Source organism: Streptomyces sp. NPDC088147 (assembly GCF_044741565.1).
GTDB lineage: Bacteria > Actinomycetota > Actinomycetes > Streptomycetales > Streptomycetaceae > Streptomyces.
This window is the reverse complement of the sequence record NZ_JBIUSY010000009.1, coordinates 452,832-473,916: the sequence shown is the minus strand read 5'-3', so window position 1 is coordinate 473,916 and position 21,085 is coordinate 452,832. Positions and strand designations below refer to the sequence as shown.

The window sequence follows — 21,085 nt, the reverse complement described above, 5'->3', positions numbered from 1 at the left end:
TCGCTTGTGCCGGGTCACCACTGGTTCCTCCAGGCGTTCCCGTTCTCCTCGGCCGGCGCGATGACACCCGGCTCCGCGTTCTCCGGGCGCGGGCTGCGGGCCGAGTCGCTCAGCCGGATGAGCAGCGCGACCATCACCCAGTTGGTGACGACGGACGAGCCGCCCTGGGCGAGGAAGGGCATCGCCATGCCGGTCAGCGGGATGAGCCCCGTCACCCCGCCCGCGATGACGAAGACCTGGAGGGCGAGGATCGCGGAGAGGCCGACGGCGAGCAGCCGGCCGAAGGGGTCGAGCACGGCGAGGGCGGTGCGGTAGCCGCGGGCGACCAGCAGGGCGTACAGCAGGAAGAGAGCGGTCAGGCCGACCAGGCCCAGTTCCTCGCCCGCCGTGGCCAGGATGAAGTCGGACTTGGCGGCGAAACCGATCAGGATGGACCGGCCGAGCCCGAGTCCGGTGCCGAGCATCCCTCCCGCGGCGAAGGCGAAGAGCGACTGCGCGAGCTGGCCGGGCCCGCGGCCGGCGGCGATGGAGGCGTACGGGTCGAGCCAGTCCTGTACCCGGCTGTGGACATGCGGCTCCAGCGAACCGACGGCGAACGCCCCGAGCGCGGCGAGCAGCAGCCCGACGGCGATCCAGCCGGTGCGCCCGGTCGCGACGTAGAGCAGGATCACGAAGAGCCCGAAGAAGAGCAGCGATGTCCCCAGATCCCGTTCGATGACGAGGACGAAGACGCTGAGCAGCCAGATCGCCACGATCGGGCCGAGCACCCGGCCGGTGGGCAGTTGGAGCCGCCAGACCTTGCGGCCGGTGTAGGCGAGGGCGTTGCGGTTGGCGGCGAGATACGCGGCGAAGAAGACCGCCAGCAGGATCTTGGCGAACTCGCCGGGCTGGAAGGACAGTCCGTCGATCCGGATCCAGATCTTGGCCCCGTTCACGGCGGGGAAGAAGATCGGCACGATCATCAGCACCAGCGCGGTGGCGACCGACAGATAGGCGTACCGCTGAAGCACCCGGTGGTCGACCAGGAACACGACGACGACGATGAACAGCGTGACACCGAGCGTGGACCAGACCAGCTGGGTGGGCGCGGCCTTGTCGCCCGGGGTCTCCAGGTCGAGGCGGTAGATCAGTACCAGACCGAGGCCGTTGAGCAGCACCGCGATGGGCAGCAGCAGGGGATCCGCGTACGGTGCGCGCAGCCGGACGGCGATATGCGCGAGGAGGGCGAGCATGCCCAGACCGGCGCCGTATCCGGCCGCGTCGGGCGGTACGGCGTGGTTCCTGCCGAGGCCGACGGCGATGTAGCCGAAGACGGAGATGAGGACGGCGCAGACGAGGAGGGAGAGTTCGACTCCCCGGCGCTTGGGGCGGCGAATCGCGGGTGGGGGAGCGTCCGCCGTCGTTGCGGTCATGCGTCGAAACGTAGCAAGGTGACGTGCCTTATGTCCGTTTATGTAGGGACGTAAGGCATGCCGGACTCCTCAGGCGGGCTCCCTGCCCGTTCTCGTTCTCCCTCTAGCTCAGCGCTGGTAGGGATTCTGCTGCTGCGGCTGCCCGTACGGCTGGCCGCCGCCCTGCCCGTACCCCTGTCCGCCCGCCTGGCCGGTGCCCTGGGCCATGAGCTGGTCGGCCTGCTCCTTGGTCACCTGCCGCTCCGCGCCGCAGAACGTGCACTGGGTCGCGAATTTGGTGGAGAACGGGAACAGCGGCACGAAGAACAGCGTGAATTTGCTGACGCGCTTGCGGAGCGTGTGCGCCGACGGGTTGCCGCACTGGCCGCAGACCAGCGTCAGTATCGCCAGTTGGTAGAGGTAGCCCTTGGTGCCGAAGATGATCATGAGTGGGTTTCCTTAGGGAGGATCGGCGCGTGCCGAGGGGGCGCGTACTCGCGTACTGAGGGGGCGCGTGCTCGCGTGCTCGCGTACTCGCGTACTCGCGTACTGAGAAGAGTCTGCCGCACGGGGGTGAATTCTGGCCCGCGCTACGGGACGGAATGGTCGGAGAGGCCCGCCGGGGCCGGAGGGTCGCGACCGTGAGGCTGCCGCGGCCGAAGGCTCTTGCCCCCGTGGCCCAGGTGCTGTTCCCATGGTCGTGGGGGTGGTGGGGCATGAGCCGATTACGCGTCACGCCGACGCGCGGGCAGGGCCGGGACCGGCTGTACGTCAGCCTCAGGGACGGTACGACCGTCGCCTGGTACGACAAGGACACCGGCCGGGTGAGTGTGCTCTCCGGGGCGGGGCGCGACGAGGTGCTGTCCGCTCTGGCGCCGTATCTCACCGGCGAGGTGACCGTAGGGCCACCGCGAGTGCCGACGCCGGCGGATCTCGACCGGCTCTCGCTCCACCCCGATGACGACCTGGCTCCGAACCGTCCGGGCGAGGCGCTCCACGCGGAATTGGCGGAGCTGGACGCGCCGTGGACCGGAGGCGCTGCCCGGTCCTCAGGGTCCTCGGGGTTCTCAGGGTCTTCCTCGTCCCCCTCCTTCCTCTCCTCTCCCTCGTCTCCCTTGTGGCGCCGATGGCATCAGGACCCCCGGCAGGCGGAACTGCTGGCCCAGGAGACCGTCGGTGACCGGCTCGACGGGCTGGAGGGCGCGGGCTGGCGGGTGCTGCACTCGATACCGCTCCCCGGCGCCGCCCGCATCGACCATCTGGCGATCGGCCCGGCCGGTGTCCTGGCCGTACGGACGCTCCCGGCCCGGAAGCGCCGGGTCGGTGTCGACGACCCGCTGGTCCGCGTGGGGCGCGCCGCGCCCGCGCCCCATCTCCGCTGGGCCCGCCGCGCCGCGGAACGCGCCTCGCGCGCCCTGGCGGCCGACGTACGCCCCGTACTGGCCGTGGTCGAGCCCGGACGCCTGGACGCCCTGCCGGCGCCGGCGGACGTACGGATCCTGCGCGACACCGAGCTGGCGTCCCTGGCGTCGCTCGGGGGCGTACTGAAACCGGCGGACATCGAGTCCCTGTACGCGACGGCGCGGGACCGCCACAGCTGGCTGCGCGTCTAGGGCGTGTCTCCGAAGCAGCGCCGTCCGCCCGCCCGGCTCAGGGCAGCGGCGCGGCGCTGGCGGGGTCGGTTAGCGGGCCGAGGAGGTCTCCGTACCGCTCCAGCCGCCCCTCGATGTCCCCCAGCCGGAAGACCAGCTGCCCGGCGTCCGTACAGCCCGCGACCTCCCCCCAGGTCAGGGGGGTGGAGACGGTCGGCTCCGCTCTGGCGCGCAGCGTGTAGGGCGCCGCGGTGGTCTTCGCGGCGGCGTTCTGGCTGTGGTCGACGAAGACCTTCCCGGGCCGCAGCGAGCGCCGCATCCGGTGCACCACCAGCTCCGGCATCGCCGCCTCCGCCTCGACGGCCAGCCCCTTCGCGTACGCCGAGACCTCGGCGGACGGGGCGCGCTCCAGCGGTACGAGGAGGTGCAGGCCCTTCGACCCCGAGGTCTTCACGTATGCCTCCAGCCCGTCCGTACCCAGCCGCTCGCGCAGCCAGAGTGCCACCGTGCAGCACTCCACGGCGGTGGCGGGCGCCCCGGGGTCCAGGTCGAGGATGAGCCTGTCGGCGTGCTCGGGTGCGTCCGCGCGCCACTGGTGCGTATGGAACTCCACGACCAGGTTCGCCGCCCACATCAGCGATGCCAGGTCCTCGACCACCACCTGCCGGCCGGTGTCGGCCGTCCGTCTGGGCACCTCGGCGATCCGTACCCAGTCGGGCGTACCGGGCGGTGGGTTCTTGGTGAAGAAGAGCTGCCCGTCGGGCCCGTCCGGATAGCGGAGGAAGGAGACGGGGCGGTCGGCGAGATGGGCCAGCAGAGGGGCCGCCGCACGGGCGTAGTAGTGCAGGACCTCGCCCTTGGTGGTGCCGGTGGCGGTGTACAGGACCTTGTCCAGGTTGCTGAGCGCCAGGCGTCGCCCCTCCACCTCTGTGATCGGCGTCATACGATGAGAATCCCATATATTTCGTGAATCTCAGATGAAAGGGATGGAACGTGCGATCCATATGGAACGGCGCGATATCCTTCGGGCTGGTCAGCATCCCGATCAAACTCGTCAACGCCACCGAGAACCACTCGATCTCCTTCCGGCAGATCCACAAGGCGGACGGCGGCCGTATCCGCTACCGGAAAGTCTGCGAACTGGACGGCGAGGAGGTGTCGACGCCGGAGATCGGCAAGGCGTACGAGGACGGGGACGGGTCCATGATCCCGATCACCGACGACGATCTGGCCGCGCTGCCGCTGCCGACGGCGAAGACGATCGAGATCGTCGCGTTCGTACCGGCGGACTCGATCGATCCGCTCCAGATGGACACGGCGTACTACCTCTCCGCCGCCGGCGTGCCCGCGGCCAAGCCGTACACCCTGCTGCGTGAGGCGCTGAAGCGCAGCCAGAAGGTGGCCGTCGCCAAGTTCGCCCTGCGGGGGCGGGAGCGGCTCGGGATGCTGCGGGTGGTCGACGACGTGATCGCGATGCACGGCCTGCTCTGGCCGGACGAGATCCGCGCCCCGGAGGGCGTCGCGCCGGAGACGGACGTCACCGTACGGGAGGCCGAACTCGACCTGGCCGACGCCCTGATGGACACACTCGGCTCCGTCGACCTGGACTCGCTGCACGACGACTACCGGGAGGCGGTCGAGGAAATGATCGCGGCCAAGGCGGAGGGCGGGCCGGTACCGGAACGCGAGCCGGCGGCGGGCGGGGGAGGGAAGGTCCTCGACCTGATGGCGGCGCTGGAGAACAGCGTGCGGGCGGCGAAGGAGGGCCGGGCCGAGGGCGACGAGGTGGCGGAGGTGACGCAACTTCCGGCGAAGAAGACGGCGAAGAGGGCGCCGGCGAAGAAGACGGCGGCGGCGAAGAAGACCGCGTCCGAGCCGGCGTCGGGCACCACCGCGAAAACCGCGGCGAAGACGACGTCCAAGACGGCGAAGACCTCGAAGACGGCGGCCAAGTCGGCGAAGAAGACGGCCTCGAAGGCCGCCTCGAAGACGGCCTCGAAGACGGCCTCCGGAGCCCGGAAGCGCGCCTCGGCCTGAGCGGTGTCCCCTGAGCGGTGTCCCCGGGCCAGGCGGTGACCCCGGGCCGGGCGGTGTCCCCGACGGCGCCCTCACCCCGGATGGCACACTGCGGGAGTGGACCGAACGCTGCGTATCGTGCTGGCCGAGGACAGCGTGCTGCTCCGAGAAGGCCTGATCGCCCTGCTGGACCGCTTCGGCCACCAGGTCGCCGCGGCGGTGGGCGACGCGCCCGCCCTGCTGACGGCGGTGGCGGAGCACGCCCCGGACATCGTGGTCACCGACGTACGGATGCCCCCGGACTTCCAGGACGAGGGCCTCCACGCGGCCGTCCGCCTCCGCGAGCGCCAGCCGTCCCTTCCCGTGCTCGTCCTCAGCCAGTACGTCCAGCGCACCTACGCGGCCGAACTCCTCGACACGGGCGACGGCTCCGGTGTCGGCTACCTCCTCAAGGACCGCGTGGGCCAGGTGGAGGACTTCGAGGCCGCCCTCCAGTCCGTGGCCTCCGGCGGCACGGTCGTCGACCCGGAAGTGGTCCGCCACCTGCTCCGCCGCCGCAGAGACCCCCTGGAACGCCTGACCCCCCGCGAACGCGAGGTCCTGGCCCTGGTCGCCGAGGGCAAGTCCAACGCGGCGACAGCCCGCCAACTCGTCGTCTCCGAGGCGGCCGTGGGCAAACACATCGGCAGCATCCTCGCCAAACTGGACCTCCCCCCGGCGGACGACACCCACCGCCGCGTCTTGGCGGTCCTCACCTACCTCCGCGCCTGACCCCGTCTCCCGGCCCCGCCGCTGCCCCACACCTGCCTCTGCCCCCGCCCCGCCCCTGCCCCCCTGCCCCCGCCCCACCCGACCTGGAAATACCTGTTCACGGCCACCCCGCCGAAGCTGGTAGGGTTTCCTTCGTCGCCAAGCACCACAGCGAAGCGCCCCCGTAGCTCAGGGGATAGAGCAACGGCCTCCGGAGCCGTGTGCGCAGGTTCGAATCCTGCCGGGGGCACACTGTGCAAGTGTGTCCAAGACCCCGTCACCAGCGGAAACGCTGAGGCCGGGGTCTTCGCGTATGCGCAGCCGTATGCGCCGAACGCAGGCGTTTGCCAGTGATCACGCTGTCATGGCGTTGGGATCGGCCCCGGGCGGGGTGGGGCGGCGGGTACATCGACCACGTCGCGCCCGGCAGCATCCCGACGGCCGCGACATGGCCGTCCCTGGCCGGATACGTCTGGCCGGGACCGTCTGGGCGCGGTTCGTCTTCGGCCGCGCCGTCAAGCGATGAGTGCCGCTGCCCACAAGCCACTTCGCTCCGATGGAACGACAGGTCACGCCGGATCGTGACAGATTCACCGCGCGTGACAGTTCACCTCACCCGGCCGCATCGCGCAGTTCAGCGCGCGTCGCTCTCCACGGAGGACACCATGCAGCACGAACCGTCAACCCGACCCGAGGCCATGAAGACCGCCGAGGCAAGCGCACCCGAGGGGCTTCCCACGGGGCGCTCCGCCAGCTGCCCCTTCGACCCCCCGGCCGGACTGGCGCGACTGCGCGAGGCGAGGCCCCTCGGGACGATGACGTACCCCGACGGGCACGTCGGCCGGCTCGCCACCGGCTACTCCACGGTTCGCGAGATCATGGCCGACCCCCGCTTCAGCTCGCGGTACGAGCTGATCCACTACCCATTCCCCGGTGGGCCCGAGGGGCCGCTGCCGCCCGCCCCCGTCGGGGACATGATCGGCATGGACGCGCCCGAGCACACCCGCCTCCGGCGGCTGCTCATGGGCAGGTTCACGGTCCGCCGGATGCGTCAACTCGCCGAGCGGGTCGAGCAGATCACCATGGAGCACCTGGACGCACTGGAGCGTCAGGGGCCCGGTACGGACCTGGTCGTGGCGTTCGCGCAGCCCATTCCCGCGCTGGTGATCTGCGAGCTCCTCGGTGTGCCCTACGCCGACCACGAGCGCTTCCAGAACTACGCCCACACGCTGACGAACATGGATGTGAGTCCCGAGGAACGGCACGCCGCGATGGCCGGGCTCCAGGAGTACATGGCGGGGCTGGTCGCGGCCAAGCGTGCCGAACCCTCCGACGACCTGCTCGGCGACCTCTCCAGGGACTCGGACCTCACCGACGAGGAACTGGTGGGCGTGGGCGGCTTCCTGCTCGCCGCCGGACTCGACACCACGGCCAACATGATCGCCCACGGGACGTTCGCCCTGCTGAGCAATCCGGCCCAGGCCGAGGCCCTGCGCTCGGAGCCGGACCTCGCCGCCCAGGCGGTCGAGGAGCTGATGCGCTATCTGACCATCGCCCACACCACCGTGAGGTCCGCGCTGGAGGACGTCGAGCTGAACGGCCAGGTCATCAAGGCGGGGGAGAGCGTCACCATCTCGCTGGAGGCCGCCAACCGGGACCCCGAGCGGTTCGCCGAGCCGGACGTCCTCGACCTGCGTCGCAAGGCCACGGGACATCTGGGCTTCGGGCACGGCGTCCACCAGTGCCTGGGTCAGCAGCTGGCCCGCGTCGAGATGGCGGTGGCCCTGCCCGCCCTGTTCACCCGGTTCCCCACGCTGCGGCTGGACGTTCCCGCCGAGGAGGTGCCGCTGCGGACCAACATGAACATCTACGGCGTGCACCGGCTGCCGGTCGCCTGGGACGCGGACTGACCCCTTCACCCCCTTGACGCGCTTGACCTGCTTGACCCGCTTGACGTCCGTGTCGATCGTCTCCGTCGGCGGAGGGCCTCTCACGCGCGTGCGTGATTTCCGGCGTTCCGCCGGGCAGGCTGCCGTGGCCGCCTTCCGGGTGAGGGGAGAACGTTTCGGCGGCTGCCGTTCGAGCGGCGGACCGCTTGATGCGGAAACGGCTGGGCCATGCTGACGGCGCTTTGAACCGAACGAGAAAGGGATCACCTATGCGCCGTATCACCACCGCACTCCTCGGAGCCGTCGCGCTGCTCGGTGTCGCGACCATCACCGCCCCGGCGGCCACGGCCCACAGCGCCACCACTGCTCACAGCACGGCCACTGCCCACAGCACCGCCGGGGTCGCCAAGGGCGGCATCAGCGATGACGGCCTCGGAGAGCTGGGCGACATCATCGGCGACCTCCTCGGCAGCTGACCCGGCCCGGACGACCAGCCCTCCCCACTCGCACGCCCGCACACCCGCACGCCCGCCTGCCCGTACTCGTCTGCCGGCGAGTCGCGGGCGGCGGGCGTTTTTGCTGGTCAGGCGGGTGGCACTGATCTGCCACGGGAGTGCCACTCCACTGCCACAGCCACCGTCCAGCATGAAGTCATCGGCACAACGGCGACATGGACGGCAGGAGGGCAAGTGAACAGTGATGGCTGGTACTTCATCGCGCTTCCGGACTGTGCGGGAGGCGAGCGGGTGGCCCGGCGGGTTGGTTCGGATGCTCAGCTGATCTGCCGTCACGCGTCGGGCCGGCCGCTGCTGCTGGCTCGCGGGCCGGCGCGGCAGCGGGTGGTGGTGGAGGGAGGGGCCGTACAGGTCGCCGTCATCGGGGGATCCTCCGCCACGGAGGAGGGGCTGCGGGGGCAGCTCGGGCGGCCGGGGGGTGTCCGGCTGCTGGAGGAGCTCGGGCACTCCCTGGCCGGCAGCTTCCATCTGGTGGCCGCCGATGGCGAGCGGCTCCGGGTGCAGGGGTCCGCGAGCGGGCTGCGGCGCGTGTTCCACACGGTGATCGACGGGGTGCGTGTGGTGTCCGACCGGGCGGATGTCCTGGCCGGGCTCGGCGGGTTCGCCCTCGATGACACCGCGTTGGCGATCAGGCTCTTGCGGGTGCTTCCGCATCCACTGGCCGAGGAGCCGATGTGGCGGGAGGTCGAGGCCGTACCGCCCGGGTCGGCGTTGCTCGTCGAGGACGGTGGGCGGCGGGTACGTACGGTCGTCTGGTGGCGAAGGCCCGCGCCCGAGCTGTCCAGGCGGGAGGGCGCCGAGCGGTTGCGGGGGGCGCTCGAAGCCGCTGTGGACGTCAGGACCGGCGTCGGCGGGACGGTGCACTGTGATCTGTCCGGCGGTCTGGACTCGACGCCGCTGTGCCGTCTCGCGGCGAGGGGGCCGGCCGAGATCGTCGCGACGACGATGTACAACGACGACCCGGGCGGCCTGGAGGATCTGATCTGGGCGCGTCGCGCCCTGCCGAGCATGCCGAACGTCCGGCATGACGTGGGCCGTCTCGATGACATGCCGCAGTTCTTCGAAGGCATGGGCGATGTCGTGGAGCGGCTGGACGAGCCGTCGCAGGCCTATCTGACCGCGCCCCGCATCCGCTACAGCGTCGAGGCGGCGAAGGCGCGGGGGGCCACGACGTACGTCAACGGTCTGGGTGGCGACCATCTGCTGCACGGGCTGCCGGTGTGGGACCACGCGCTGTTCCGCCGCCGCCCGTTGACGGCCCTGCGGCGCGTCAGAACCACCAGGATGCTCGACGACCGTCCGCTGATTCCCGTACTGCGCGAACTGCTGGACTCCGAGAGCTATCGCGCATGGCTACGGCGGACCGTACGGGAGGCCCGGCGCGTCCGCGAGGTGAAATCGGATCTGCGGATGGAGTGGGACCAGCCCGTCGCCCTGCCGCGCTGGCTGAGCCGGGACGCCGCCGCGGCGCTGCTGGCCAGACTGGGGGAGCTGGCCGCGTCGGCCGAACCGCTCGGCGCCGACCGGGCGCTCCACGCCGAGCTGGCCATGGTGCGGGACGGCAGCAGGATCATCCGTGGCACGCAGCAGTACGCGGCCACTCTCGGAATGCCCTTCGAGGCCCCGTTCTTCGACGACCGCGTGGTGGAGGCGTGTTTCGCCGTACGCCACGAGGAACGCGACTCCCCCATGGAATTCAAGCCGCTGATCAAAGCGGCGATGCGCGGACTGCTGCCCGATGAATTCCTGCGGCGCGGCTCGAAGATGGGCGGAAGTGTCCAGGCGGCACGCGGGCTGCGGGACCACTGGCCCACCCTTCTCGAACTCTGCGAGCAGTCGCCGCTGACCACACGCGGCGTCATCGACTTCGACGCACTCGCCACCGGTGAGTCGCCACAGCACATGGGGACGCGGGACGCGTTCCTCGACGCCACCGTCAATTGCGCGGTGTTCGCCAGGAATCAGCCGGCGGGCGACCGCCGCCATGACAGGGAGGAGCCGGTTCATGGGCCTGCGGCTGCATGACCATGTCTCCACGACCGAGACCGAATACGGACTGGTCGTACTCGACGAACGCACCGGCCGTTACTGGCAGCTCAGCTCCTCCGCGGGGCTCGTGCTCTCCACCCTCGCGCAGGGCGCCTCGGTCGACGAGGCGGTCACCGCGCTCACCGACCGGTACGACGTCGACGAGGCGCGAGCGCGGAGGGACATCGACACCCTTCTGGTCTCGCTGCGTTCCGCCGGGCTGGTGAAGCGATGAGCATCCCCGTACTGCCGGCCGACGCGGTGACGGTGTCCTTCCGGCAGCGGCTGGTCACCCGTGCGGTGGTCGGTGTGGCCCGGGTCCTCGCCCGTCGGCAGCCCCGGCACATCAGGGCCGTACTCCTACGGGTACGACGGGGAGCGCGCCCGGCGACGGTGGCCGAGGCCGGACGCGCACGCGACACCGTCCTCACCGTCAGCCCGCGCTGCTGCGGTGCCCGCGCCTGTCTCGTGCGGTCGATCGCCACGGCCCTGCTGTGCCGTACCCGCTCGGTCTGGCCGACCTGGTGCGTGGGCGTGCTCAAAGCGCCCCCCTTCGCCGCGCACGCCTGGGTGGAGGCGGAGGGCCGCATGGTCGACGAGGCCACGGAAGCCGGTTACTACACCCGGCTCATCACCATCGAGGCTTCTGGCGAACTGCCCGCGCCAGGAAAGGAATACGGACCGCGGAGAGGAGGTGACAACGATGGAGAAGGAGAGCTACGAGGCTCCCGTCGTGATGGAGCTCGGCTCGTTCGGCGAGGAGACCGGGGTTTTCGGTATCCGTAACGGGGACGAGATCACCTGGTTCTTCGACACCTGGCAGTAATCGCCTCCGGCGTGTCCGGAAAACGGGGAGGGGAGGTGACCACCATGGACAAGGAAATGTACGAGGCTCCCGCGCTCATCGAGCTCGGGGAATTCACCGAGGAGACGGGCTTCTTCCGTAACGGAGCGAACGAGGCCTACTTCTTCTTCCAGAACCAGAACGACTGATCTCCAGTCGTCGGGTCAACGGATCACCAGGTGCGGCGAGCGGTCGCGCGAGCGTCCTCGCCGCACCTGGTGGCGACAGAGAGACGGGTTGGGGGGACAGATGCGCGAGAGTGACCGACTGCTGGCCGGAACGGTGAGCCGGGACAAGGGACTGTTCGCCGCGGTGGCGGCGCTGCACCTGTTCCAGAGCGTCGCCGGTCTGCTGCTGCCGCTCGCACTGTCCGGCGCGATCGACGCGGTTCTCGGGCAGACCGGCAACAGCGTCCCGTTCCTGCTGGTGTGCTCCCTGCTGGTGACGATGACGGTCGCCGAGATCGCCGTTCAGATCACCGAGGCCAGGATGCGGGCCACGGCCACCGCACGGCTCAGGCATGACACCTTCTCCCGGATCTTCCGCCTCGGCCTGTCCGCCCGGAGCAGGTTCACGCCCGGGGACCTGCTGAGCCGGTCACTGGAGAGCACCGCCGAGGCCGGTGGGGCGGGGCCGAACCTCCTCAACGCGGCCTTCGCCGCGCTGACCGCCTTCGGCGGGCTGGTCGCGCTGTTCCTCATCGACTGGCGGCTGGTCCTCGTCTTCGTCCTCGGCGTTCCCGCCGTCTGGCTGCTCGCCCGGATGCTCATCCGCAGGACCACCACGCTCACCGGCGAATACCAGCGAGCACACGGGGAGTTGTCCGACCGCTTCGTCGACGCCGTAGGCGGAGCCCGCACCATCCGCGCGTCGGCCACCCTCGACCGGGAGGTGGAGCGCGTGCTCCGCCCGCTGCCCCGGCTGCGAGCCGCCGGAACCGGCTTCTGGGAGGCACAGCGCCGAGCGGGCTGGTACCTGTCGCTGCTCGCGCCCGGCCTGCACATCGGCGTGCTGGCGACGGCGGGATACGGGGTGGTGGCCGGGCGGCTGACTCCCGGCCAGATGCTGGCGGCACAGCTCTACTTGACGTATGCGATGCGGCTCCTGTCGCAGGTCGGCATCTTCGCCGAACTGGGCAGGGCGCGAGGTTCGGCCGAGCGGCTTCAGGAGGTGTTCGCCGCGCCCCTGCCCCGCCAGGGGGACCGGCCCCTGCCGCCGGGGGAGGGGGCCCTCACGCTGCGCGACATCACCGTAAGGGCCGACGACCGGCGCGTACTCGACCGGCTGACGCTCGACATCCCCGCCGGCTCCACCATGGCGGTGGTCGGCGCCTCGGGGTCGGGCAAGACGACGCTGGCGCTCGTCGCCGGGGCGGCGCTGCCACCGGACGGGGGAGAAGTACGACTGGACGGCGCCGACCTCGCCGAGACCGACCGGGGCGAGGTGCGCGACGCCATCGCGTACGCCTTCGAGCGCCCCCATCCACTGGGCGACACCGTGGCCGATCTGATCGGGTACGGCGACCGGCCGGTGACCGCGACCGCCGTACGGGAAGCGGCGCGTGCGGCCCACGCCGACGGCTTCATCAGCCGGCTTCCCCGTGCCTATCGGACACCCGTCGCCGAACTCCGGCTGTCGGGAGGCGAATTGCAGCGGCTCGGGCTGGCGCGCGCGGTCTGCCGGCGGGCCAGGGTCGTGATCTTCGATGACGCGATGTCCAGCGTGGACACGGCGACCGAGAACGAGATCGGCCGGGCCATGGACGAGTCGCTGCGCGGCACCACCCGCATCGTGGTGGCCCATCGGATCACCACCGCCGCCGGCGCCGATCTGGTCGCCTGGCTGGAGCGGGGCCGCGTGCGCGCGGTCGGCCCGCACCGGACGCTGCTGGCAGACCCCGCCTATCGGGCCGTCTTCGGCGCAGGCCGGGACCGACCAGCTCCGGACGGAGACGGCACAGATCGAGACGGCACGGACAGAGGCGGCACGGACAGAGGCGGCAGGAACAGACATGGCCCGGACCGCGACGATCCGGACCGCGAGGGACCGTACGGAGACCGGCCGGACCGCGAGCGGCCGGACGCGGCAGGGCTCGACGTGGCAGGACCGGACCGCGCGGGCGGCAGGGCACGCGACCCGGTAGACGGCCCGGCTCACGGCCCGGCACAGAGCCCGACGCAGGGCCCGGCTCGTGCCAACGGCCGAGAGCGTTCGGGGGCGGCGTGATGGCGTCGGAGACCATGCGGCTCGTACGACCCGTTCTGCGTGCCCATCGCCGCGATCTCGGCGCGCTCGCCGCCTGGTCGCTTGTCGAGACCCTGCCGGTGCTGCTCTCCGGGACCCTGGTGGCGGCGGCCCTCGACCACGGCTTCCTGGACGGCCGCGTCCCGCACGGGCTGCTGCTCCTGCTCGCGTATGGCGTCACCATGGTGATCGGGACGCTCGGGACCAGACAGGCCATGCCGCACACGGCGGCCATGGTGGAATCACTGCGCGACGCGCTCATCGGCCAGGTGGTCCGAGCCGGACTGCACCGCGCCGTCTATCCGGAGAGCGGCGCCGGACACTCCGGCGGACCGATCACCGATGTCTCGACCGTCGCCCGGCTCACCCGGCAGGTGGAGACGGTCCGTCAGATCTCCGGCGGGCTGCTGCTCTCCCTGCGCGGGGTCGTGCTGGCCATGGTGGCGGCCATGATCGGTCTGTGCGCGCTGGATCCGCTGCTCGCGCTGATCACGGGCGGGGCGGTGCTCACGGCGGCCGCGCTGACGGCTCTGCTCTCCCGGGTGCTCAGGCGACGCCATGTCGCCCTGCTCCGGGCGCAGGAGGAGCTGGCGCGGCGGGCCGGTCCTCACCTGACCGGGATCCGGGACGTCGTGACGTGCGGTGCCTGGAAGACGGCGGGGCGGACGGTGGGCACGGGGGTGGATGCCGAAGCCGCGGCGGCCGTGGCCAGTGCCCGCGCGGGCGCCGGGCGCATCGCCGTGGTCGCGGTGGGCACCCGGCTGCCGTTCGCGATCATCCTGCTCTCCTCGCCGTGGCTCGTCTCCTCGGCCGTACTGACACCCGGCGCGCTGGTCGGCGCCATGGTCTATTTGCTCCAGGGAATCGAGCCGGCGCTGCGTGCCATGGTGCAGACGGTGTCGAACATGGGGCTCCAGCTCTCCGTCACCCTGCACAGGCTCACCGATTTCATCGACGTCCCGCCCCGCCCGCCGTCCGGGACCGCCTCGCTCACAGGGGCGGGCGCGGAAGCCGGCGTCGGCAAGGGCACCGACATCGCGCTGCGCGATGTCCTCTTCGCCTATGGGCCGCACACCGAACCGCTCTTCTCCCGTCTCAGCCTCGATATCCCCTACGGCTCGCATCTGGCGATCGTCGGGCCGAGCGGTATCGGCAAGTCCACCCTGGCCTGTCTGGCCGGCGGCCTGGAGCGGGCGCGGCGCGGGGTGGTGACGGTCGGCGGGATACCGGTGCCGGAGCTGGCCGAGGACGAACTGCGCCGACAGGTCGCCGTCGTACCGCAGGAGTCGTACGTCTTCGCCGGCACACTCCGTGAGAACCTCGCCCTCCTGCGCCCCGATGTGCCGGAGAGCGAGCTGGACGCGGCGGCCGTGGCGCTGGGCCTGGGGGAGACCGTGCGCAGGCTGGGCGGTTACGACGCGGTGATCGGCTCACCCGGCGTGCTCTCCCAGGGGGAGCGTCAACTGATCACGCTGGCCCGGGTGTACGTCAGTGAGGCGCGCGTCGTGATCCTGGACGAGGCGACCTGTCATCTGGACCGGACGGGAGAGGAACGGGTCGAGGACGCGTTCATAGCGCGGCCCGGCACGCTGATCGTGGTGGCCCACCGCATCACCTCGGCCCTGCGCGCCGAGCGGATCGCCGTCGTCGGGCAGGACTCACTGACCGTGGGGAGCCATGACGAACTCCTGCGGAAGTCGGCCGAGTACGCCGAGCTGATCGGGTACTGGTCGTCCGCCGGAGAGGGTGCGGAGCCTGCGGGGGAGAGCACGGAGCCCGCCGGAGAGGGTGCGGAGGCCGTCACCTCCCGCCCGTACCCGCTCGTCCGAGGCGAGCGGCCGTACCTGAAGCCCTGAAGCGAGCGCCCGCACCCGGAGCTTCGGCACGGGCGCGGCGGCGCCCACGCGTGCGGTGGCCCCGTTGACGCGGGTTCTCGTGGGTGAAGCGGTCCCGTGTGAGGCGTCGCTCAGGTGACGGGACGTGAGAGGCCATCCGGGGTGGCTATCCCGAGGGGCCACATCCATGCGGATATGGCCACTATGCGCCATGTGGGTCGAATGACCGTCACACCCTCCGGATCGCAAACGGTAAATTTCGTTGTGTCCTGGATGGCGGTGCCGCTGACCCCGGCCCGGCCGTCAGGCAGACGACGTGCGGCCGGCGGCACACGCCGGGTGCACACACAAGGGGGAATACCGAGTGCACAGGATCGATGTGCGCCTGCTCGGCGCATTTGAAGTGACCCACGGGGCCGCACGACTCACCGTATCGGCCGGGCGGCAGCAGACGCTGCTGGCCGCACTGGCACTGCACCACGGGCAGATCGTGCCGGTGGACGACATCGCCGAATGCCTCTGGGGGATCGACCCCCCGGCATCGGCGCGGACAACCATCCGCAGCTATATCAAACGCCTGCGCCGTGTGCTGGACGAGGCTCGCGGCACCGAAGAGTCCGTCATCGAAGCGCAGCGGGGTGGATACCGGCTGAGCCGTGAGCTGGTCTCCGTGGACACCACCGAGTTCCGCGAACGGACCGAACGCGCCGCGGCGGTGGCCGTCACGGCGGGCCCGGACGCCGAGGCCGCGGCGCTCGACAGCGCCCTCGCCCTCTGGCGCGGCCCGGCCCTCTCCGGGATCCATGGCCCGTCGCTGCACCGCGACGTTCTCCCCTCCCTGGAGGAGGCGAGGCTCCGGGCCGTACACCGCAGGATCGCCATCGGACTGGAGCTGGAGGACCCGGGCGACCATATTCCGCTGCTGCGGCGGACGCTGGCCCTGGACCCGCTCCAGGAACGGTTCTGGGCTCAGCTGATGCTCGCGCTCTACCGGACAGGGCGGTCGGCCGAGGCGCTGCGCGAGTACGAGCGGTGCCGTCGCCTGCTGGGCGATCGGCTCGGCGTCGACCCCGGCCCCGAACTGCGCGAACTGCACCAGCAGATGCTGGTCGCGAGCCCTGGTCTCACCGCGTCGACGGGCCGGGCCCGTGCCAGGACCCGTGTCCCGGTCGGAATGCGGGCGGGCGGGCCGAGCCGGTACGTGCCACGCCAGCTTCCGGCGGGCGACGTCCCGTTCACCGGCCGGACGGACGAGCTCGCCATGATCGACGGGCAGTTGCCCGATCTGCGGCGCGACGTACCGGGCTGCGCGGGCAACGTACTGCTGCTGGACGGCCCCGCCGGAGTGGGCAAGACGGCCCTCGCGATCCACTGGGCCAACGGGCGGCAGGAGCGCTATCCCGGGGGCCAGATCTATCTGGATCTCGAAGGGTTCAGCACCCGTGATCCGCTGAGCCCGGCGGATGCCCTGCGCGCCCTGCTGATCGGCCTCGGGGTGGCCGACGACGAGGTGCCCGGCAGCGTCGGTGAGCGCAGTGCGCTGTTGCGCAGTGAACTGGCCGGCCGCCGCACGCTGCTGCTCCTGGACAATGTGATGTGCCCCGAGCAGATCAGACCACTGCTGCCGGGACCGGCGGGCACCGCGCTGGTCACGAGCCGCAATCAGCTGCGGGGCCTGGTCGTCAGGAACGGCGCCCGGCGTCTGACGCTCGCGCCGTTCGACCACGAGCGGTCGGCCGATCTGCTGAACCGGCTGCTGGGCGGCCGGCGCCTGGCGGAACGCGCCGCGCTGGACGAACTCGCCGCGCTCTGCGGCGGTCTGCCGCTCGCCCTGCGCATCCTCGCCGAGCGGGCCGCGCGCCAGCCGGAGGTGAGCCTGCGGCGGTTGGTGACGGACATCCGCGGCGAGCAGCCGCTCAACGCGTTCCGGCTGAGCGAGGACGGCACCGACCTGGACACCGTGCTCTCCTGGTCGCTCAAGGGGCTGACCGAAGCGGCGGCCCGGCTGTACGGAGTGCTCGCGGCGGGCGCGAGCGCGTGGACCCTCGCGGGCATGGCCCCGGGCGCGGAGGAGGAGAAGGGGATCGGACCGGCGGACGCGGCGGCGCTGCTGGGCGTCTCCCGGGAGGAAGCGGTGTGCCTGCTCGATGAACTCGTACAGGTTCATCTGGTGGAGCGGCACGGATCGGATCGGTTCGGGCTGCCGGCGGCCTGTCTGACCCGCGTCCCGCGCGTGCTTGCCGGCGCGTTGCCCGTACCGGCCCTGCCCGTCTCCGTTCCGGGTTCTGTCTCCGTACCCGGTCCTGCCCCCGTACCTGTCCCTGTTCCCGTCCCCGTGCCCTGACGGCGCTGTGCGCGGCCGTACGGACGGTCCCGCGCGCACCCCTGCCCACCCCCATGAGGCAGGTGTGCGCGCGGCCAACGCGACCGCTCCCCCACCTCGCGGAAGCGTCGGCACAGTGACCAAAGAAACGCTATCGCTGGAGCTCTTCGGCATGTGACGGTCAATCGACCGACAAACCGACGAGGCACGGCGACAGGTGGGGCACCGAGTGGCACATGAGCCGGACGATTCTCAGGCCCCGCCCGAACCCGCCGAAAGAACCGGGCCCGCCGGGTCCGCCGGGCGCGCGGGGCCCGCGGAGCGGGAGTTCGTGCGGTTCGCGTACCGCTACGCGTACCGGATCCGGGTGGTGGTGGTCTGCTCCTGCGCGGTTCTGGCCGTACCGGCGATGCCCGCCGACCGCATGGCCATCGCCTCGGTCATCTCCTGTGTCGTGCTCGGCTGGAGCGTTCTGCACTACCGGCTGGGGATGGCGGGGACCCGCCCCGGGCCGCTGCTCGCCGCCGACATGGCGGTGCTGACCGGCCTCTGCCTCACCCAGGAACTGACGATTCCGGACAGCCAGTCCATGTACGGCAGCACCTGGCTGCTGGTGGTGGTCAGCATCGTGGCGGTCGGGTACCAGATGATGTACCCGGCGGGGCTCGCGCTGGCGATGGCGCTGCTGCTCTCCGTCGTGGATCTGGCCGGTGCCATGCTCGACCGCCCCGACGGCTGGGACTACGCGGTGCCCAATGTCAGCTGGCTGCTGGTGCAGAGCCTGCTCGCCCAGGGGCTCTACCGGCTGGTGCTGCGCGCGAGCAGAGCCGCCGACGCCGTCGGTACGCGGGCGGCCGCCGCCCGGCGCCGGCACGAAGTAGCCCAGGCGCAGCACTCGGCGGAGCGCGAGCATCTGGCGACCCTGCACGACACCGCGTGCGCGACGATGCTGATGGTCTCCGCCCACGGTCAGTCCCTCCGGCCGGAAATACTGCGCACCCAGGCGGCCAAGGACCTGCGGCGCCTGGCGTCGGAGCGGGCGACGTCCGGTGAGACGGATGTGGCACAGGAGCTGTTCGCGGAGACCGGCGACCACCGGCTCGTCGTACGCGCCGAGTTCGACGGCTCGCTCGGTCTGATCTGGCGGCCGGCCGTCGAGGCGCTGCGCGGCAGCCTCGGCGAGGCGCTGCGCAACGTCGCGCGCCACGCGGGCGTCAACTCCGCGACCGTGACCGCGAGCCGGGAGGGTGACACCGTCACGGTCGTCATCCGCGACGACGGCGCCGGATTCGATGTGACGCGGGTGCCGCCGCACTGCCAGGGCCTGGCCCGCTCGGTCGTCGAGCGCATGGCCGCCGTCGGGGGCAGGGCGACGGTCGACTCGCGGCCGGGCCACGGCACCGCCGTACGGCTGGAGTGGCCGCATGTGTGACGACCGTCAGCCTTCCGGTCCGCCCGTGCCTGATCCACCGGCGCCCGGTGCGCACCCGCCGGGGACGGATTCGCGACCGTCCGACGTGCATCCGCCCGACTGGCGACCGTCCGACGTGCAGCCGCCCGGCTCGCGCCCGTCCGACGTGCAGCCACCCGACTGGCGACCCTCCGATGTACAGCCGCCCGGCTCGCGCCCGCCCGGCTCGCGCCCGCCCCATTCGAGGCCGCTCGACTCACGACCGCTCGATTCACCACCGCCGGACGCACGACCGCCGGACTCGCTACCGCTCGACTCGGGATCGTCCTACGCGGGGCCGTCCGACTCGGGACCGTCCGACCCCCTCGACGGCGAACGGCCGCCGTCCGATCCGCTGACGGACCGTATCGCCGCCGGCATGCTCGGCGCGCTGCGGCTGGCAGGGCTCGGCATCCTCTCCGCGGTTCACTTCGGACTCGCGCTCCCCGCCCTGCTGTCCAACCTCGACGGTTACCGGCACCCCTGGGTGCAGCTCACCGCGTTCGGCCTGCTGACGCTCATCATCGTGGTCGACGCGCTCCTCGGAATGGCCGGCCGGCGCCGCCCCCGCCGCTGGGTCGCGGCCGGGCTGCTGTGCTCGCTCGCGGCGGCCGTCGTCGCCACCAGCCAGCTCCCCGGCGATCACTTCCTCGCCACCCCGCACTGGACGTTTCTGGAGATCGGCTGGTTCGGCGTCCTGCTGCTGTTCGACGCGGGTCTGAACGCGACGCTGCTCTTCGTCGCGCTCCATGTCGTCGTCACGCTCGGACAGTTGCTGCTCGCCGGGATCCCGTCCCGGCAGGCCGCGGCAGGCATGGCCGTCAGCGCCCTCGCCATCTGCGCGTTCCAGATCGCCGCCGCGGTGATGGCCAGGCTGCTGCGGGGGTGCGCGACCGCGGCCGGTGCCACGGCACGGGAGCAGGAGCGGGTACGCACCGAGGCGGCGGTCTCCGCCCAGGTCCACGCCGACCAGCGGTCGCGCTACCGCGATCTCGGCCGCTCGGTACTGCCGCTGCTGACCGGGCTGGCCGACGGAACGCTCGACCCCGGGGACGAGCGGGTACGCCGCCGGTGCGCCTTCGAGGCCGCCCGGATGCGACGTCTCTTCGCGGAACGGGACCACGCGTCGGACCCGCTGCTCCATGAACTACGCGCGGGTATCGGGGTGGCCGAACGCCACGGAGTGGATGTGCAGCTCGCCGTACGGGGCGCGTCCGCTCCGGTGCCCCGGCATCTGCGCCGCGCGCTGACCGAGCCCGTACTCGCCGCGCTCGCGACCGCCGAGCGCAGCGCGCGGGCGACCGTCGTGCGCGGCGGCGGGCAGGTACGGGTCAGTGTGGTGACGGACGCGCCCGAGACGGACATCCCGGAACCGACCGAGCGCGGTATCCGCCTACGTACGGTGCACAGCGAGGGCCGGCTCCTCGTCGAGGCGTCGTACACGCTGCTCGCGCCGTCACCGTCCGGCGCCGCCCGCCCGCGCGACCACGACACCCCCGAGACCGCCTGGAACGCTCAGAGTTCGTCCAGCGAGGTCAGCCCGTCCTGAATGGCCCTCGCGACCAGATTCGCCTTGGTCGTCGCGGGCCGCCCCGCGTTCGCGTACTTGATCCGTACCCGCTCCAGATACGTGTTCACCGTACGGACGGAGATCCCGAGGCTCTCCCCGACCATCGCCTTGGACTCCGACTGGAACCACTCCAGCAGCACCTCCACCTCACGCGGGGTCAGCGCGGGGCGGCCCTTTCTGGCGTCGCTGCCGAAAGCACCGGCGAGAGCGGGCGGAGTGTAGGGCCGGCAGTCGGCGGCGGCCAGGGTGGCCGCCATGAGGTGCCGCTCGCCCTCGGCCTTCGTCAGATAGGTGAACGCGCCCAGATCCAGACAGGTCAGCGCCGTTTCCTGGCTTTCCTGCATGGTGTAGACGATCACCTGGCGCTCCTGCGCGACCAGGTGTTTCAGCTCGGGGTACGCGGGCACCCCGTGGGACAGCTGGAGATCGAGCACCACCACATCCGCCGCCCGGCCGGGCCCGGTTGTCGCGACGGAGAGATCCGGGCCCTTGGCCGTGACGGTGATCGGCCGTTCCGACGCGGCGTACCAGGATTCGATCCCCGCGAGCACCACGGGATGGTCGTCGATCAGCGCCACGCTCACGGACTCGTTTTCCGGCATACCCGTCATCCTCCCCCCAACCGGCGACGCGCCGCC

At 71.5% G+C, this 21,085-nt stretch carries 18 protein-coding genes, 1 tRNA gene and 1 pseudogene; 16 read left to right on the top strand and 4 right to left on the bottom strand.

Annotated elements, in window-relative coordinates:
- Positions 1-14: 14 nt before the first annotated feature.
- A complete protein-coding gene (locus tag ACIOGX_RS30965) occupies positions 15-1,412 on the bottom strand; it encodes an FtsW/RodA/SpoVE family cell cycle protein (protein ID WP_383971460.1) in 1,398 nt (465 codons plus the stop codon).
- A 108-nt stretch (positions 1,413-1,520) separates the two neighbouring features.
- The gene (locus ACIOGX_RS30960; RefSeq protein WP_356512178.1) at positions 1,521-1,838 is read right to left on the bottom strand and encodes a zinc-ribbon domain-containing protein; all 318 of its coding nucleotides are present in this window, start codon (positions 1,836-1,838) and stop codon (positions 1,521-1,523) included.
- Positions 1,839-2,107: 269 nt separating this feature from the next.
- Between ACIOGX_RS30960 and ACIOGX_RS30955 the strand changes: the two genes are divergently transcribed.
- A complete protein-coding gene (locus tag ACIOGX_RS30955) occupies positions 2,108-3,004 on the top strand; it encodes a nuclease-related domain-containing protein (protein ID WP_401917921.1) in 897 nt (298 codons plus the stop codon).
- A 37-nt stretch (positions 3,005-3,041) separates the two neighbouring features.
- Here ACIOGX_RS30955 and ligD read toward each other — a convergent pair whose 3' ends face one another.
- A complete protein-coding gene (ligD, locus tag ACIOGX_RS30950) occupies positions 3,042-3,926 on the bottom strand; it encodes a non-homologous end-joining DNA ligase (RefSeq protein ID WP_401917919.1) in 885 nt (294 codons plus the stop codon).
- A 50-nt stretch (positions 3,927-3,976) separates the two neighbouring features.
- Between ligD and ACIOGX_RS30945 the strand changes: the two genes are divergently transcribed.
- From ACIOGX_RS30945 to ACIOGX_RS30875, 15 genes and pseudogenes are all read left to right on the top strand, one after another.
- Positions 3,977-5,020: a Ku protein gene (locus ACIOGX_RS30945; RefSeq protein ID WP_356512172.1), complete on the top strand. Its 1,044-nt coding sequence runs from the start codon at positions 3,977-3,979 to the stop codon at positions 5,018-5,020.
- Between the two features lie 117 nt (positions 5,021-5,137).
- The gene (locus ACIOGX_RS30940) at positions 5,138-5,770 is read left to right on the top strand and encodes a response regulator (RefSeq protein ID WP_401917968.1); all 633 of its coding nucleotides are present in this window, start codon (positions 5,138-5,140) and stop codon (positions 5,768-5,770) included.
- 157 nt (positions 5,771-5,927) lie between these two features.
- Positions 5,928-5,999: transfer RNA gene (locus ACIOGX_RS30935), tRNA-Arg, on the top strand.
- Between the two features lie 415 nt (positions 6,000-6,414).
- Positions 6,415-7,659 carry a cytochrome P450 gene (locus ACIOGX_RS30930; RefSeq protein WP_401917917.1) on the top strand — a complete coding sequence of 415 codons (1,245 nt, stop codon included), beginning with the start codon at positions 6,415-6,417 and terminating at the stop codon, positions 7,657-7,659.
- Positions 7,660-7,907: 248 nt separating this feature from the next.
- Positions 7,908-8,114, top strand: coding sequence for a hypothetical protein (locus ACIOGX_RS30925; protein WP_401917915.1), 207 nt, complete (start codon positions 7,908-7,910; stop codon positions 8,112-8,114).
- A gap of 213 nt (positions 8,115-8,327) precedes the next feature.
- A complete protein-coding gene (locus ACIOGX_RS30920) occupies positions 8,328-10,178 on the top strand; it encodes an asparagine synthase-related protein (protein ID WP_401917913.1) in 1,851 nt (616 codons plus the stop codon).
- Positions 10,159-10,416 carry a lasso peptide biosynthesis PqqD family chaperone gene (locus ACIOGX_RS30915; protein ID WP_356512160.1) on the top strand — a complete coding sequence of 86 codons (258 nt, stop codon included), beginning with the start codon at positions 10,159-10,161 and terminating at the stop codon, positions 10,414-10,416. The genes ACIOGX_RS30920 and ACIOGX_RS30915 overlap by 20 nt, the downstream gene beginning before the upstream one ends.
- Positions 10,413-10,805, top strand: a pseudogene (locus ACIOGX_RS30910) (lasso peptide biosynthesis B2 protein); the annotation flags it as partial. The gene ACIOGX_RS30915 and the pseudogene ACIOGX_RS30910, both read left to right, overlap by 4 nt.
- A gap of 79 nt (positions 10,806-10,884) precedes the next feature.
- On the top strand, positions 10,885-11,007 hold the full coding sequence (locus ACIOGX_RS30905; protein ID WP_240045603.1) for a lasso RiPP family leader peptide-containing protein: 123 nt from the start codon (positions 10,885-10,887) through the stop codon (positions 11,005-11,007).
- Between the two features lie 44 nt (positions 11,008-11,051).
- Positions 11,052-11,174, top strand: a complete 123-nt coding sequence (locus ACIOGX_RS30900) for a keywimysin-related RiPP (RefSeq protein WP_129768991.1) — start codon at positions 11,052-11,054, stop codon at positions 11,172-11,174.
- A 100-nt stretch (positions 11,175-11,274) separates the two neighbouring features.
- Entirely contained in the window at positions 11,275-13,251 is a 1,977-nt protein-coding gene (locus ACIOGX_RS30895; RefSeq protein WP_401917910.1) for an ABC transporter ATP-binding protein, read from the top strand.
- Positions 13,251-15,125, top strand: coding sequence for an ABC transporter ATP-binding protein (locus ACIOGX_RS30890; protein WP_401917908.1), 1,875 nt, complete (start codon positions 13,251-13,253; stop codon positions 15,123-15,125). The genes ACIOGX_RS30895 and ACIOGX_RS30890 overlap by 1 nt, the downstream gene beginning before the upstream one ends.
- A 343-nt stretch (positions 15,126-15,468) precedes the next feature.
- A complete protein-coding gene (locus ACIOGX_RS30885) occupies positions 15,469-17,448 on the top strand; it encodes a BTAD domain-containing putative transcriptional regulator (protein WP_401917906.1) in 1,980 nt (659 codons plus the stop codon).
- A gap of 310 nt (positions 17,449-17,758) precedes the next feature.
- Entirely contained in the window at positions 17,759-18,859 is a 1,101-nt protein-coding gene (locus ACIOGX_RS30880) for an ATP-binding protein (RefSeq protein ID WP_356512152.1), read from the top strand.
- A gap of 397 nt (positions 18,860-19,256) precedes the next feature.
- Positions 19,257-20,426, top strand: coding sequence for a hypothetical protein (locus ACIOGX_RS30875; protein ID WP_401917904.1), 1,170 nt, complete (start codon positions 19,257-19,259; stop codon positions 20,424-20,426).
- On the opposite strand, the gene ACIOGX_RS30870 is transcribed toward ACIOGX_RS30875, so the two are convergent.
- Positions 20,393-21,049, bottom strand: coding sequence for a DNA-binding response regulator (locus ACIOGX_RS30870; protein ID WP_383971435.1), 657 nt, complete (start codon positions 21,047-21,049; stop codon positions 20,393-20,395). The genes ACIOGX_RS30875 and ACIOGX_RS30870 overlap by 34 nt on opposite strands.
- Positions 21,050-21,085 lie beyond the last annotated feature (36 nt).